The organism is Caproiciproducens sp. CPB-2 (assembly GCF_036287215.1).
Classification (GTDB): domain Bacteria; phylum Bacillota; class Clostridia; order Oscillospirales; family Acutalibacteraceae; genus Caproiciproducens.
The window spans coordinates 1,284,077-1,298,152 of record NZ_CP142860.1 but is presented as its reverse complement, the minus strand read 5'-3'; the positions used below and the strand labels follow the sequence as shown (position 1 = coordinate 1,298,152).

Annotated in this window: 13 protein-coding genes and 2 tRNA genes; 7 read left to right on the top strand and 8 right to left on the bottom strand. The window is 52.2% G+C overall.

Annotated features, from left to right (window positions below):
* Nucleotides 1-192: 192 nt before the first annotated feature.
* Complete coding sequence (locus VXK30_RS06425; protein WP_275716683.1) at nt 193-1,371, top strand: DegT/DnrJ/EryC1/StrS family aminotransferase; 1,179 nt, start codon at nt 193-195, stop codon at nt 1,369-1,371.
* 185 nt (nt 1,372-1,556) lie between these two features.
* Here VXK30_RS06425 and VXK30_RS06420 read toward each other — a convergent pair whose 3' ends face one another.
* The 4 genes from VXK30_RS06420 to VXK30_RS06405 form a co-directional block, all read right to left on the bottom strand.
* Nucleotides 1,557-2,321, bottom strand: a complete 765-nt coding sequence (locus VXK30_RS06420) for a type III pantothenate kinase (RefSeq protein WP_275716685.1) — start codon at nt 2,319-2,321, stop codon at nt 1,557-1,559.
* A 219-nt stretch (nt 2,322-2,540) separates the two neighbouring features.
* The gene (gene feoB / locus VXK30_RS06415; protein ID WP_275716687.1) at nt 2,541-4,394 is read right to left on the bottom strand and encodes a ferrous iron transport protein B; all 1,854 of its coding nucleotides are present in this window, start codon (nt 4,392-4,394) and stop codon (nt 2,541-2,543) included.
* Nucleotides 4,395-4,403: 9 nt separating this feature from the next.
* Nucleotides 4,404-4,925, bottom strand: coding sequence for a spore maturation protein (locus VXK30_RS06410; protein ID WP_275716689.1), 522 nt, complete (start codon nt 4,923-4,925; stop codon nt 4,404-4,406).
* Nucleotides 4,918-5,505, bottom strand: a complete 588-nt coding sequence (locus VXK30_RS06405; protein ID WP_275716691.1) for a nucleoside recognition domain-containing protein — start codon at nt 5,503-5,505, stop codon at nt 4,918-4,920. Before VXK30_RS06405 ends, VXK30_RS06410 begins: the two co-directional genes overlap by 8 nt.
* A gap of 171 nt (nt 5,506-5,676) precedes the next feature.
* Here VXK30_RS06405 and VXK30_RS06400 point away from each other — a divergent pair, with 171 nt between their 5' ends.
* Both VXK30_RS06400 and VXK30_RS06395 read left to right on the top strand, forming a co-directional pair.
* Nucleotides 5,677-5,931 (top strand): AbrB/MazE/SpoVT family DNA-binding domain-containing protein, encoded by a 255-nt coding sequence (locus VXK30_RS06400; RefSeq protein ID WP_275716693.1) that lies wholly within the window; start codon nt 5,677-5,679, stop codon nt 5,929-5,931.
* A gap of 116 nt (nt 5,932-6,047) precedes the next feature.
* The gene (locus VXK30_RS06395; protein WP_275716695.1) at nt 6,048-6,521 is read left to right on the top strand and encodes an HD domain-containing protein; all 474 of its coding nucleotides are present in this window, start codon (nt 6,048-6,050) and stop codon (nt 6,519-6,521) included.
* 106 nt (nt 6,522-6,627) lie between these two features.
* On the opposite strand, the gene VXK30_RS06390 is transcribed toward VXK30_RS06395, so the two are convergent.
* From VXK30_RS06390 to VXK30_RS06375, 4 genes are all read right to left on the bottom strand, one after another.
* Nucleotides 6,628-7,302 (bottom strand): HD domain-containing protein, encoded by a 675-nt coding sequence (locus VXK30_RS06390; RefSeq protein ID WP_275716697.1) that lies wholly within the window; start codon nt 7,300-7,302, stop codon nt 6,628-6,630.
* An 11-nt stretch (nt 7,303-7,313) separates the two neighbouring features.
* On the bottom strand, nt 7,314-8,672 hold the full coding sequence (locus VXK30_RS06385) for a Sapep family Mn(2+)-dependent dipeptidase (protein ID WP_275716699.1): 1,359 nt from the start codon (nt 8,670-8,672) through the stop codon (nt 7,314-7,316).
* 133 nt (nt 8,673-8,805) lie between these two features.
* Nucleotides 8,806-9,558 (bottom strand): glucosamine-6-phosphate deaminase, encoded by a 753-nt coding sequence (gene nagB / locus VXK30_RS06380; protein WP_275716702.1) that lies wholly within the window; start codon nt 9,556-9,558, stop codon nt 8,806-8,808.
* Nucleotides 9,559-9,719: 161 nt separating this feature from the next.
* The gene (locus VXK30_RS06375; protein ID WP_275716704.1) at nt 9,720-11,963 is read right to left on the bottom strand and encodes a bifunctional diguanylate cyclase/phosphodiesterase; all 2,244 of its coding nucleotides are present in this window, start codon (nt 11,961-11,963) and stop codon (nt 9,720-9,722) included.
* A 205-nt stretch (nt 11,964-12,168) separates the two neighbouring features.
* Between VXK30_RS06375 and VXK30_RS06370 the strand changes: the two genes are divergently transcribed.
* From VXK30_RS06370 to VXK30_RS06355, 4 genes are all read left to right on the top strand, one after another.
* Nucleotides 12,169-12,555 (top strand): putative ABC transporter permease, encoded by a 387-nt coding sequence (locus VXK30_RS06370; protein ID WP_275716706.1) that lies wholly within the window; start codon nt 12,169-12,171, stop codon nt 12,553-12,555.
* Between the two features lie 113 nt (nt 12,556-12,668).
* Nucleotides 12,669-12,757, top strand: a tRNA-Ser gene (locus VXK30_RS06365).
* A 38-nt stretch (nt 12,758-12,795) separates the two neighbouring features.
* Nucleotides 12,796-12,885 (top strand) — tRNA-Ser (locus VXK30_RS06360).
* A gap of 229 nt (nt 12,886-13,114) precedes the next feature.
* Entirely contained in the window at nt 13,115-13,648 is a 534-nt protein-coding gene (locus VXK30_RS06355) for a cysteine hydrolase family protein (RefSeq protein WP_141827756.1), read from the top strand.
* Nucleotides 13,649-14,076 lie beyond the last annotated feature (428 nt).

The following is a 14,076-nucleotide window of genomic DNA, read 5'->3' as shown; positions in this document are numbered from 1 at the left end:
TTAACAATCAATCGTATTATCATTTACTTTGATTTATTGGTAAAACTGATACTGCAACATTTCCAGTTAAGCTGCAGAATTGATATCCGTTTCTCCCCATTTTTTGGGGGCCGGAAGCGCATCCCGACTTACAGCCGCAAACGGATTTGCTGTGAAAATGGAAAATCAACTGAAAAAAAGAGGATGACAAGTATGAGTCAGTTCGTGAAACGAGAAAAATTCATTCCATACAATCTGCCCAACATCACCGATCTGGAAATCAACGAGGTCGTCGACACGCTGAAATCCGGCTGGGTGGCCAAAGGTCCCCGGACCAACGAATTCGAGAACGAATTCGCCGCGTATCTGGGCGCGAAGCACGCAATCGCCATGAATTCCTGTACGGCGGCGCTGCACGTGGCGCTGCTGACAAAGGACATCGGCCCGGGCGACGAAGTCATCACCACGCCGATGACGTTCGCCTCCACCGCGAACACGATTATCCACACGGGCGCGACCCCCGTCTTTGCGGACGTGGACTTTAAAACCGCCTGCATCGACCCGGACGAAATCGAAAAGAAAATCACGCCGAAAACCAAGGCGATCGTTCCGGTGCATTACAGCGGACAGGTCTGCGACCTTGACCGGATTTACGAGATTGCCGACAGGCACGGCCTGTTTGTTTCGGAGGACGCCGCGCACGCCCTTTGGAGCCGCTACAAGGGCAGGCTGATCGGCAGCGGGCTTCCGGGCGCCGCTTCCTACAGCTTTTACGCCACGAAGAACCTGTGCACGGGCGACGGCGGCATGCTGGTCACCGACGACGACGAGATCGACCGCAGGGCGCGCATCTTCGCCGGACAGGGCATGAGCAAAAACGCGTGGAACCGCTACGCCAAGGGAGGCACTTGGAAATACGACATCTGCGAGCCCGGCTTCAAGTACAACATGTTTGACATTCAGGCGGCGCTCGGCTTAAAGCAGCTGTCCCGTCTGGAAGAAATGCAGGCGGCGCGCCTGAAGATCGCCGCGAAATATCAGGAGGCGTTCGGCAGGATCGACGCGATGGACCCGCCGTACGTTCCCGACTACACGACGCACTGCTGGCATCTGTACGTCGTGCGCATCGTCCCCGAGCTGCTGACCATTGACCGCGACCGGTTCATCACCGAGCTGAACGAGCGCAACGTCGGAACCAGCGTACATTTTATCCCGGTAACGTATATGAGCGTCTACACGGACCGTTACGGCTACAAAAAGGGCGATTTCCCGAACGCCGAAAAGCATTTCGACCGCCTGATTTCCCTGCCGCTCTACCCCACCATGACGGACGAGGAAGTCCAGTATGTCATCGACGCCGTGAAGGATATTGTGGAAACCTATCACAAATAACCGCTTCAAAATAGAAAAAAACGCTGTACCAGGACGGTCAGCCTTTCTTTGAGTGAAAAAGATAACCGCGGCTTGGACGGGCGCGGTTCTCTTTTTTGTATACAAAACACGGAGCCGTGTAACGCGGCTCCGTGAGAGTGCCGAAAAACTTTGTCAGGCGCGACTTTATCGACTGTCTGGCGGGTCTATTGATTATCCTCGTAAAGAATTCGGAGCCCCTCGAGCAGAAGCGTGTCGCAGAAATGGATGCTGCGTTTACACAGCGGAACAATTTCACGCGAAAGGCCGCCGGTGGCGACGACCTCGCATTTCTCCCCGAGTTCCGCTTCGATGCGCCCGATCATGCCGTCGATCATACAGGCGGTCCCCAGCAGGATGCCGGAACGCATGCACTCGATCGTATTGTTCCCGATGACGCTCTTCGGCGGCTCCAGGCTGATGCGCGGGAGCTGCGCGGTGCGGCGGGTCAGCGCGTCCAGAGAGATCGCGACGCCCGGAATAATGGCGCCGCCCAGCATATTTTTATCCCTGTCCATCACCTCAAAGGTCGTCGCCGTCCCCATATCCAGAACAATGCACGGGCCGTCGAACATTCTGCCGGCGGCGACACAGCCGACAACGAGATCGGCACCGGTCAGTTCGGGGTGTTCGATTTTGTTTTGAATGCCGGTTTTTGTCTTCGGCCCGACACAGATCGGTTCCACCCCGGTCAGATAGCGGATAGCGCGTACGATATACGTGGTGAGCGGCGGAACCACCGAGCTGACCGCCGCGCCCGTAATATCGCACAGCGAAACGCCGTGGATATCCAGAATATCCCGCAGCTCTATGGCGTACTGGTCCTCCATACGCGAGCAGTCGGTCGCCATACGGGAGACAAAAAGCAGCCTTTTATCGTCGTAAACACCGATCGTTATGTTGGTATTGCCCATATCCAATGTCAGAATCATCCTTTTAACTCCCCATCTTTTTCAGATTCTCAAATTATACCAACTATTTTTTTAATATGCAATGCTAAATTGATAATAATTTAACGATTATTGCAAAAGAAATTTTTTCCCTGTATAATCTAACTTGCGCGATTTTTGTCTTACCGTGTTTTTCCAGGTGAAAAAAAGGGGAAAACCGACCTAACTGCATAAAAATGCCTCGGCAGAGATTGCCGGGGCTTATTTACGGAATAAATTCTGAATCAGAACAGCGCACTGATAGAACATGGCGGACCAGTACCAGGCGGTGACCAGCTGGTAAATTGCCGTGACGGCCGTCCATTTCAGGCTGCCCATCTCACGGCGTACGGCGGACAGCGCCGCGACGCACGGGGTGTAGAGCAGCACGAAAATCAAATAGGAGCATGCGCTCAGCGTGGTGAAGTTCGCGCGCAGGGCGTCTGTCAGGCCGCCCGGATACAGCACGCTCATGGTGCTGACGACCGACTCCTTCGCGACAAGCCCCGTCAGAAGCGCGACCGCCGGTTTCCAGTCGCCGAAGCCGCAGAGCGTGAAAACGGGGGCGATCGCCCTGCCAACCGCGGCGATGATGCTGTTCGAGCTGTCGTTGGTCATCCGCAACCCGACGGTAAAGGATTGGAGAAGCCAGACCGCCACCGTCGCAACAAACACGGTGGTCCCGGCTCTTTGCAGGAAATCGCCCGCCCGGCGCCGGACGTGAAGCCAGACCGTCCGCACCGTGGGCAGCCGGTAATCCGGCAGCTCCATGACGAACGGCGCGGGGGCTCCCTTCAGGATACTGTTTTTGAACAGCAGCGCGGACAGAAGGCCGACGAGGATGCCGAAGGAGTAAATCAGAAACATGGCAAGCGGCCTGCTGCCGACAAAAAACGCCGCGATAAACAGGGAATAAATCGGAGTTTTCGCGCTGCAGGACATGAACGGCGTAATCAGGATGGTCAGCCGCTTATCCTTTTCGCTTTCCAGAATCCGGGTTCCCATGACCGCCGGAACGGTACAGCCGAAGCCCATCAAAAGCGGTACGAACGCGCGCCCCGACAGCCCGATGCGGCGCATCGGCGCGTCCATGATGAAGGCGGCGCGGGCCATATAGCCGCTGTCCTCCAGCAGAGAAAGCAGAAGGAAGAGCAGCAGGATCTGCGGCAGAAATTCCAGCACCGCCCCCACCCCCGCCAGGATCCCGTCCACAACCAGGCTGCGCAGCCAGGACGAGGCGCCGGCGGACACGAGCGCGGCGTCCGCGTTCGGAGAAAGACAGGATGAGATAAAATACTCAACGCCGCGGACCAGATAAGAGCCCACGGAGCCGAAGGTGATGTAAAAGACGAAAAAGATCAGCAGGAAGAACACGGGAATGGCCAGAAAGCGGTTGGTCGCAATCCAGTCGATTTTTTCCGAGACGCTTTTGACCGACGCGCTGTGCTTTTTTACCGCTTTTCGCGTAATGGCCTCTATGTAACGGTACCGCGCGTCGGCCAGCGCCGTATCCGGGTCTTTGCAGTCCTGCCCCGGCTTGGGAACAGAATGGTAGGCGGCCGGCCTTCCCGCCGCGCTGTCCGCGGCTTTCAGAAGCCCGGACAATCCCTCCCCCTTTGACGCCGAAATCGGTACGGCCGCAATGCCGGTCAGCCGGGACAGCAACGCACAGTCCACCGAATCCCCGCGTTTTTCCACCACATCCATCATATTCATCGCGATAACGAGCGGGATGTTCAGCTCCATGAGCTGCGTAGTAAGATACAGATTCCGCTCAATATTGGACGCATCGACAATATCGATAATCAAGTCCGGCCTTTCCCGTTCCAGGAACCTTCCGGCGATCGCTTCCTCCGGCGAGTACGGCACGAGCGAATAAATGCCCGGCAGATCAACGATTTCCAGCGTATCGTTCCCGTACCGGGCGCTGCCGCTTTTCTTCTCCACGGTTACGCCGGGCCAGTTGCCCACATAGGCGGTGGAGCCGGTCAGGGCGTTGAACAGAGTCGTTTTTCCGCAGTTGGGATTTCCCGCAAGCGCAACGACATAATGATTTGTTGTTTTACGATCATTCATAGGCAGTCCTTAATGAAAAAACAGTCTGACGGTCAGCGCCGAAACCACAAAAGCGGTCAGATCGGCAGTCACCGCCGCGGGAATCGTATGACGCGTTTTTTTGACGCCGACCGAGCCGAAATACACTGCGATAGCGTAAAAGGTCGTTTCGGTGGAGCCGGACATCACCGACGCCACGCGGCCCGCAAAGCTCTCCGTGCCGCTGTTTTGAAAGATCTGTGCCAGAACCGCCGTCGCGCCGCTGCCGGAAACCGGCTTGATAAGCGCAAGCGGCATCACCTCCGGCGGCAGGCCCAATAAACGGGCGGCGGGCGCCAGAAGCGAGGAAAGGATATCCAGAGCGCCGGAGGCGTTGAGCATGGACACCGCCATCATCAGCCCCACCAGGGAGGGAAGGATGGAGATGGAGGAAGAAAAGCCTTCCTTTGCCCCGGCGACGAAGGTGTCGAACAGGGGCACGCCGCGCATCAGCCCGAACAGCACGATCAGGAATACTACGATGGGGATGGCGTACACGCCCAGTTTATCCACTTTTTTTCCCCTCCAGCAGCTTTGCGGCCGTAACCCCCACAGCAAGCGCGCAGACGGAAGTCAGCCACACCGCCGGCAGAATGTCAAACGGCGCGGGAGAACCGTACTGAGCCCGCAGGGTCCCCATAAAGGTGGGGATCAGCTGAATGGACGCGGAATTGATCACGACGAACATGACCATGGAATTGTCCGCGGTCTGTGTCGGGTTCAGCTTCGCCATTTCCTTCATGGCGGCAATTCCCAGGGGCGTGGCGGCGTTGCCGAGGCCCAGCAGATTTGCGGTAACGTTCATGCAGATTGCCTTTTCGGCGGGGCCCCCTTTTTTGAGATTCGGGAAAATCCGCCGCATCAGCGGGTCAAACAGCTTGGACAGCATCAGTGTAATCCCGCCCGCGTCCGCGATTTTCATCAGACCGGTCCAGGCGCACATCATGCCCATCATGGTAATGACCAGTTCCACCGCGCCGGCCGTCCCGCTCATAATTCCGGCGGAAAGCTGCGGCATCCGCCCCGTAACGGCGGCACAGATAACGCTCAGCACAATCAGCCCCGCCCAAATATAATTCAGCAGTGCGCTCACCCCTTTCCGGATTGTTCCGTATTATATGTATTCATAAAATTTTCCGCTTATCACATATTTTTTTACTTTCCAAACATGCATTTAATTGACATTTTTGGAAAAATATACTATAATTTTGTCGTTAAATTGAATAATCAAACACTGATTTTAAAGTGAAAGGTGATGAATAAAATGAAGTCTACCGGTATTGTGCGCAAAGTTGACGAATTAGGGAGAATTGTGTTGCCGAAGGAGCTCAGAATAACCCTTAACATAAACGAAAAGGATCCTCTGGAGATTTTTGTTGATGAGGACGGTAAGATCATTCTGAAAAAATACGAGCCCGCCTGTATTTTTTGCAACAGCATGAATGACGTTGTTTCGTTTAAAGGCCATAATATCTGCCACGAGTGCATGAAGAAAATCGCGAACAGACTGGAGGAATAACGGCGTTAAAGCTGCCCTGCGCTGCAGGGCAGCTGATTTTTTTCATTTCCTCTTGCTATGAATGAAGAAAAGAATTATGATAAGAATAATTCCATAGTAAATACGGAGATGGCAAGATGAAATTATCCCGGAGCGAAAAACAGTATTTTACGGACTGTTCCTTGGAACTGCTGAAATCCGAGATCGTTCAGCGGATGGGGACGTTTATTCAGCACGCCAATGTTTCGTGCCTGGAGCACAGCATTTCCGTGGCTTATTACAGTTACTGGCTGTGCAGAAAACTGAATCTGAATGTGGACTGCCGGAGTATCATCCGGGGCGCGCTGCTGCATGATTTCTTTCTGTACGACTGGCACGTGACGAAGAATCCCAAGGGCCTTCACGGCTTTAAGCATCCTCTGACCGCGCTGGAAAACGCCGAAGAGCATTTTTCACTCAACGACTGTGAAAAGGAGATCATCGTCAGGCACATGTGGCCGCTGACGCTGACCCCGCCGAAATGCAGGGAGGCGCTGATCGTCAGCCTTTCGGACAAATTCTGTTCCATCATCGAGATTTTGAGAATCTACCCCGCGCTGATATCCCGCTAACGCGGCGGATTCACCCCTGCGCGCAAAAAGGCCCGGATTGGCGTCGTCAGACGCTTCTCCGGGCCTTTTACCATCCTGTCTGAATTTCCGTTACGGCAAAAAACGCCTATAAAAGCCGGGTATCGTTGATAATCAGCTCAAACTGCAGGCCGAGGTACATCGCCGCCTGTCGGCAAAGCACCATGCGGGTCATAAAGATTTCAAAATACTCCATGACGGGGCAAATCTGCGTATCGATCTTAATGTCGAGAATCGCCGTCTTCTTTTCAGCGTTCACCTTGGTGGACGCCCGTTCCACCGCGTAATTGACGCGGTCGTGGATATCCGCGCCGACGGTCTCCTTGTCGCGCACGCGGGTGCGGCGCACATCCCCTTTGTCGGAAAGAATCAGCGCCGCGGCAATCGGATTGACGGCGGCGGCGGTCCCCTCGTCGTGATTGCCGATCGCGGCGACGATCAGCGCCACTTCGCTTGGGGGCATCCCGAGCCGGTTCAAAATCTGAAAGGCCATCAGCGCGCCGCTCTGGGCATGGTCGGCACGGTTGACCACATTGCCGATATCGTGCATGTACCCGGCAATGGCCGCCAGTTCGCAGGTGCGGTCGTCGTAGTGCAGGGTGCGCAAAATATAGCTTGCGTAATTGGAGGACCGCTTGGCGTGGGCAAAACCGTGCTCCGTATAGCCGATTACCCCCAGATTCTCGTTGCCGTTGGTGATATACGCATTGATTTCTTCATTTTTCAAAATGTCTTTGATGGTAACTTGATTGTATTTCTCCATTGATTCTCCGTTTACTGCGTCAGCATCCGATACATTGCTTCCAGGCACACCTGTGCGTGAACCATGAAGCGGTCAATATCAATATTCTCATTCGTGTTGTGCAGTCGTCGGTCGGGTTCGTCGGGGAAGAACGGGCCAAACGCGACGGCACGGCCCTCAAAGGCGCGCGCATAGGTTCCGCCGCCGGTGGCGTAGACTTCCGCCGGTTTGCCGGTAACCGCCGCGTAGGCATCCTGAAGCAGGGTGATGAACGGACTGCTTTCCGGAAGGAAAAGCGGCTTATTCTCCTGGTTCAGCGTGGTTTCCAGCCCGTACTGCAGAGCTTTTTCCGCGATGGAAGCAAAAATATCCTTTCCCTTTGCGGTAACCGGATAGCGGATATCGATCCCGACGGACGCGGATCTGTCATAAATGCCGGCAAGCCCGAGGTTCAGCGTCAGGGGGCCGGATTCCTCGTCGCTCACGTAAACGCCGAGAGATTCTCCGTGCAGCTCGGTCCCGATATTCCTGTTGACAAAGCTGATCAGCCCGCCGAGCTCTTCCTCGGAAAAGATTTCACCCAGCAGCTTCATCAGATGAGTCGCGGCGTTGAAACCCTCCTGCGGCTGCATGGCGTGGGACGCTTTGCCGATGGAAGTGATTTCGGTCCCGTCCTCCGTCTTTTCAAAGCTGAAATCCCCCTCCAAACGGGAAGCGGCGCTTTGGAGCTTTGCAAGAACTTCGTCCGTACACATCACGACCGCCTTCGCCTTGGCGGGGACGGCGTTGACAACGGTACCGGCGGAAAATTCGCGGACCACCGCCGAGCTGTGCTCCCGCGAGGAGACAGTCAAACGCATGATCCCCTTTTCGCGGTTGCAGATACCGTACTCGGAATCCGGGGTGAAGGCCATAACGGGCATCTGCTCCGATTTCAGGTACATTTCCAGATCGTTGCTCGCGGTCTCCTCTCCCGCGCCGAAAATAACCCGCAGGCGGCGCTTCGACTTGATATTTTCATCCTTCAGAGCCTTTAAGCAATACAGGGCGACCACCGCCGCTCCCTTGTCGTCCGCCGTGCCGCGGCCATAGTACAGGTTTCCCTTCCTGGTAAGCGTAAACGGGTCGGTATCCCAGCCCTCCCCCGCCGGCACGATATCCATGTGGGCGACCACCGCGGCGACCTCGTTCCCCTCTCCGTACTCCGCGTGACCGGCATAGTTACCGACGTTCTTTGTGGCAAAGCCCATATCGGCGGCCATTTGCAGAATCCGGTTCAGAGCCTCTGCGGGCGCCTTGCCGAACGGCATTCCCTCCACGGCCTCGCCGCGCACGGAGGGGATGGCAACCAGTTGTGCCAAATCATGTATGATAGCATCCTGATACTTCAAAATTTTGCTTCCAAAACTCACGGATATTCTTCCTTTCCTGTTATGTCGCTTGTTATGTCGCTTTTATTATAGCACAAAAAATACCAAAAAATAAGGGTGAACCGAAGTCCACCCTGTAAAATCGCTATGAAATTTATCCGATCGCAGAGGGATACTGCCCGCGGATGACCGCAAGCGCCTCTTCGTCCGCGACAACCGTCAGGTCATTGTGGAGCTGAAGGATGGACGCCGGGACTTCCGGGGTGATCGGCCCGAAGAGCGAACGGCAGAGAATCTCCGCTTTGCTGGCGCCGTTGGCGACCAGAAGAATCTTTTTCGCCTGCATAATCGCCTTGATGCCCATCGTGAGAGCACGCTGCGGCACTTCCGAGGCATTTTTAAAGAAACGCGCGTTCGCATCGATGGTTTTCTGCTTTAGCTTTACACAGTGCGTCATTTTGTCAAAGTCGTCGTCCGGCTCGTTGAACCCGATGTGGCCGGTGTGTCCGATGCCCAGAAGCTGCAGGTCAATGCCGCCCAGGCTGGTGATGACGTTGTCATACCGTTTACATTCCGCGTCGATATCCTTTGCAAGCCCGTTCGGAACATTCGTGTTTTCAATCGGAATATTGACCTGGCTGAAGAAATTTGTATTCATATAATAACGATAGCTCTGTTCGTGTTCGCCCGACAGCCCGCAATATTCGTCAAGATTGACGCTGTGCACCCTTGAGAAGTCGATATCGTCTTTTTTATACCATTCTATCAGCTGCTTGTATACACCAAGCGGTGTGGAACCGGTGGCAAGGCCCAAGACCGAATTCGGAAACAGAATAACCTGTGCGGAGATAATGTTGGCCGCTTTCCGGCTCATGCTCTGATAATCCGGTGCGCTGATAATTTTCATAAACCTCTTCCTTTCCTGTGGCGGCTGAAGCTCGAAAAATAAAAATTATTTTTATTTTCGGCGGAAAATATCGAAAATTTCTTTTCTAAATCAAATTATAGCACAAAAGACAAAAAAAACTACGGGGCAAAATCAATCAATCTCACCCCGCAGTATGTCCATTATTTATGCACTCCGTCCAACAGCGCGACCGCTTTCTCCCAGGGCACCGGCGGACTGATGAAATACCCCTGAATCATCCTGCAGCCGCAGCTGTAAATACAGTCGATCTGGGCCTGCGTTTCCACGCCCTCCGCAATGACTTCCAGATTCAGCCTTTTCGCCAGCCGGACAATCATGTCCACAATATCGCGCCCCACCCGGTCGGTTACCACCTCGTCGATAAAGCTTTTATCGATTTTCACCGAATGGATGGGGAGATTTTTCAGATAGGTCAAGGATGAAAATCCCGTCCCGAAATCGTCAAGGTACACGGAAATGCCATGGCCGCTCAGAATTTCGAGCTTTTTGATGACCCCGTCGAAAGATTCTATGAGGGTGGATTCCGTTACCTCGATCGCCACGCTGCCGGGAGTCAGCCCATAGTAGCGGAAGCGTTCCAGCACATAATCCACATAGTCCGCCTGCAGCAGCTCCACAGGTGAGGTGTTGAAGGAAACCCGGAGCCCGCGGCCTTGTACGCCCTGTGCGAAAGCAAACGTCCGGTCGACGACAGACCGTCCCAGTTCCTTGATGAAGCCGGTGTTTTCCGCCATCGCGATAAACGTAACCGGCGATACCATCCCGAATTTGGCGCTGTTCCAGCGGGCCAGGGACTCAAAGCCGACAATCGCCCTTTTCTCATAGTCGTACTGCGGCTGAAAATAGCAGCAGAACTCGCCATTGTGAATGGACAGCTTGAGTTCCCGCTGCATCTGATGCTGGCGGTCAATCGTAATTCCGAATTCGTCGTTAAACAGGGCGTAGCTTCCCTTCGACGTGCTCTTCGCTTCATGCAGGACAAATTCGCCGCGGTTAATGATTTCATCGAACCGGTCGTTCTCGATGATCTCCCGGTAATGAAACAGGATCGCGCCGACGCTGCACGTCAGCTGAATGACATTGCCATGAATCAGAAACGGCTCCTCAAACAGATGCAGAATCGTTTTAGCACAGCTTTCAAGCTCTTCCGGAGTATTCACATTGGAGATCAGGAGGGTAAACTCGTCCCCGCCGATTCTGCCGACCAGCGTGTTTTCTCCTTCCACGGATGCCAGACGGGCCGCCGCCGAAGCGAGGAAAGAATCCCCGATGTCGTTGCCGAAGGTATTATTGACCGACTGGAAATTGTCGATATCAAGGAAAATGGCGGCTCCGTTTTTGCTTTCCGCACGACAGAGCCTGATCCATTCGGAAATATTCTTTTCCACTCCCTTGCGGTTCGGCAGATTCGTCAGAGGGTCGGTATAGGTGTAATAGCTGATATCCTCTTTACGCCGCATACTCGCTTCATAGCTGCTTTTTTTGAATTTAAAAAAGCCGACGGAGGCAGCAACGAATTCAAGGATCAGCAGTCCGAATAAAATTCCGCTCATGATCAGGATCTGATTGCCGGGAGCCATGATTTTATTTTCTTCCACCATGACCGCAAACATCCAGCCGTCGGTTCCCTGGATGCCGCTGTATCCGATCAGCTTATCGACTCCATTGATCGCACAGACTCCCCTGCCCGGCTGCCGGGAAAGAAAATCACCTTTCATTCTGCTGATTTCCGGCTGAGAGGACTCACCGATGTATTGGAAAAAGTTGCTGAACCGATCCTGTCCGCTTCGGTTGGAAACCACTGTTCCGTTATGGGAAAGAATATAAATGGAATAATCCGAATCAACGGCAATATTATCCATGATATTCAGCTCTTCTTTGTCCGGCGTCGTTGCGACCAGTACGCCGACAATTTCCCGGTTACGGATCACCGGCACCGCATACGCGATAATTTTGCTTTTTGAATCAAATAAATCGTACAGTTCCCCCGAAATATTGGCGTGGCCGGCCAGCGCCTTCTGAAAATATTCCCTTTCGCCAATCATCATCGTCTTGCCGTCGTTGGTAACCGCCCGGCCGGACCTGTCGACATAAGCCACCCGCACGAAATTTTTTCTTCTGGCTTCATCCGAAAGGATTCTCATTTGTTCCGCCGTGCTTTGGGTAAGCCCGTTCTGCTGCGCAATGGCGCTGAGCGCGTCCAGATTACCCACAATCGCCGCGCGAACCGCGTTTGAACCCTGTTCCGATATTTTTTGCAGCGAAGTCTGCGTATTCGCTGTCAAAATACTGCGGACACCAAAGACAAAACCCAGCCCCAGCGCAATCAATATTGCGACAATCCCGACAATAATCAGAACCATTTTATTTCTCTGGTATTTCATTTAGCCACCCATTTCGACAGATTTTGCGTAATTGGATAAGTGAATGGTTCTAAATCCTTTTATTAAATGATTTTAAAATATTTTACAAGCTTTTAATATTTTATTAATTATAATATCGGACCTTCCTTTTTAAATTTGAGTCCGAACGAATAAATTTATTCGCCCTGCAAACAATTTCAACGAACGCAAAGTGGGGTGATATAGGATGAAAAAAAATGCGTTTCTATTTTTGACCGGAGGAACTGTATATCCGGCGCTGGAAATGATCTGTCGCGGGAAGACGGATATTTCCATGGCTGCGGCAGGCGGGCTGTGCTTATGCCTGATTGACCGCGTATGCAACCACACGATGAGAAGCAGACCGATTTCCGTCAAGTGCTTTGCCGGTTCGGGAATTATCACCACAGTGGAATTTGTCACCGGGCTTCTGGTGAATGTCGCTCTGAAGCAGAACGTATGGGATTATTCCGCACTGCCGCTGAACATTATGGGGCAGATCTGCGTACCGTTTTCCCTGCTGTGGTTTGTGGTCACTCTTCCCGCCCTGGGACTCTGCGGGCTGTGTGAAAAAGCCCCTTTCCTTGCCGAATAGCAAAATATCCGCCTCCCCGCATGAAACGGAGGCGGATATTTATTTAAGAATTTTAATGGAATGCATTGACACAAGCCCCTAAAATATGATATTATTGTTTTCGCACTTGTGATGGAGAGGTGTCCGAGTGGTTTAAGGAGCTAGTCTTGAAAACTAGTGATCCCGCAAGGGACCAAGAGTTCGAATCTCTTCCTCTCCGCCATTTAAGAAACTTCATATTTGTTTTGTTTTCACCAATAAGGAGAAATACCCAAGTGGTGAAGGGGCTCCCCTGCTAAGGGAGTAGGTCGGGTAACCGGCGCGAGGGTTCAAATCCCTCTTTCTCCGCCAAAGACCGGCAAATTTCATTTCTGAAATTTGCCGGTCTCTTTTGCTTGTTTACATGCTATCATAAAAACAAATGATTTTATATGATGCGAAACCAAACAGGAATCTGATAAGAGTTAATGGTCAAAAAAGCTTTAAAATCCGGTGGCGGCGTTGTTTTGTCTTGCTTTTGTTTTCCAAGCTTTCAATAATACATATCCTCTATTTTTATTCTATGTTTAGGGAGGGGCAAATGAACTACGATGCATTGATTATAATAGATATGCAGACAGCCCTTGTTGAAGGGCATCCTTATAATGAAACTATCGTTATTCAAAACATAAAGAATTTGCTGCAGGCATGCAGGAAGAAAAAAATCCCTGTTATTTACGTCCAGCACGACGGCGGGGCCGGTGATGAGTTAGAACACGGCAGCAAAGGGTGGAAAATCTACAGGGAGATTGCGCCATTGCCCGATGATAAGATTTTTGAAAAGCAGTATAACAGCGCATTCCGAAATACGGGATTGCATGAGTATCTTCAAAAAATCCATACGAAAAATATTATTATGTGTGGCATGCAAACAGAATATTGCTTCGATGTTTCCTGTAAAGTCGCCTTTGAATACGAGTACAATGTAACTGTACCGCGAGCAACAACAACAACATTTGATAATACATTTGCAAGCGCAGAAGCTTTATCTGAATACTATGAGAATAAAATTTGGAACAATCGTTATGCTCGGGTTATTTCAATGGAGCAAACCATTTCTGAGATAGACGACTAACTTGATATCATAGGCATAACGCGAGCCAACAGGCTTGCATCTTTTATTGCCTGACTTTCCGAAAGCCGCATGAATACTGAATTCGTGCGGCTTTTCTCTCTGCTTCTATTCTATCCATTTCGGGTTACTGCAAATTGTGAAAATTGCACCCACTCTTATTCTCTTGTATATCCCGTTTTATGTCCGTTGTCCTTACTCGGCGGGCTTACAGCATTTCCAGTTAATTCTGCAACAAGGTTGCGTTTCTCCCCCGCCGAAGGCGGGGGAGAAACGTGTTTTGTCTCGCAAACTGAAATGGAATTGCTATAGTAAGAATTTCGGAGTGCTACAACAGAAAAGCCTTCAGGCACTTGACAACACCGTTTCTGAATCATAAAATAATTTTGAAAAGGCTCAAAACAGGAAAATAGCGAAACCCACGGTGTCAG

Coding starts and splice junctions, on each gene's coding strand:
- feoB (WP_275716687.1), bottom strand. CDS start 4,394: ATGAATGATCGTAAAACAACAAATCATTATGTCGTTGCGCTTGCGGGA.
- nagB (WP_275716702.1), bottom strand. CDS start 9,558: ATGAAAATTATCAGCGCACCGGATTATCAGAGCATGAGCCGGAAAGCG.
- VXK30_RS06420 (WP_275716685.1), bottom strand. CDS start 2,321: ATGATTCTGACATTGGATATGGGCAATACCAACATAACGATCGGTGTT.
- VXK30_RS06375 (WP_275716704.1), bottom strand. CDS start 11,963: ATGAAATACCAGAGAAATAAAATGGTTCTGATTATTGTCGGGATTGTC.
- VXK30_RS06390 (WP_275716697.1), bottom strand. CDS start 7,302: ATGGAGAAATACAATCAAGTTACCATCAAAGACATTTTGAAAAATGAA.
- VXK30_RS06425 (WP_275716683.1), top strand. CDS start 193: ATGAGTCAGTTCGTGAAACGAGAAAAATTCATTCCATACAATCTGCCC.
- VXK30_RS06370 (WP_275716706.1), top strand. CDS start 12,169: ATGAAAAAAAATGCGTTTCTATTTTTGACCGGAGGAACTGTATATCCG.
- VXK30_RS06355 (WP_141827756.1), top strand. CDS start 13,115: ATGAACTACGATGCATTGATTATAATAGATATGCAGACAGCCCTTGTT.
- VXK30_RS06400 (WP_275716693.1), top strand. CDS start 5,677: ATGAAGTCTACCGGTATTGTGCGCAAAGTTGACGAATTAGGGAGAATT.
- VXK30_RS06395 (WP_275716695.1), top strand. CDS start 6,048: ATGAAATTATCCCGGAGCGAAAAACAGTATTTTACGGACTGTTCCTTG.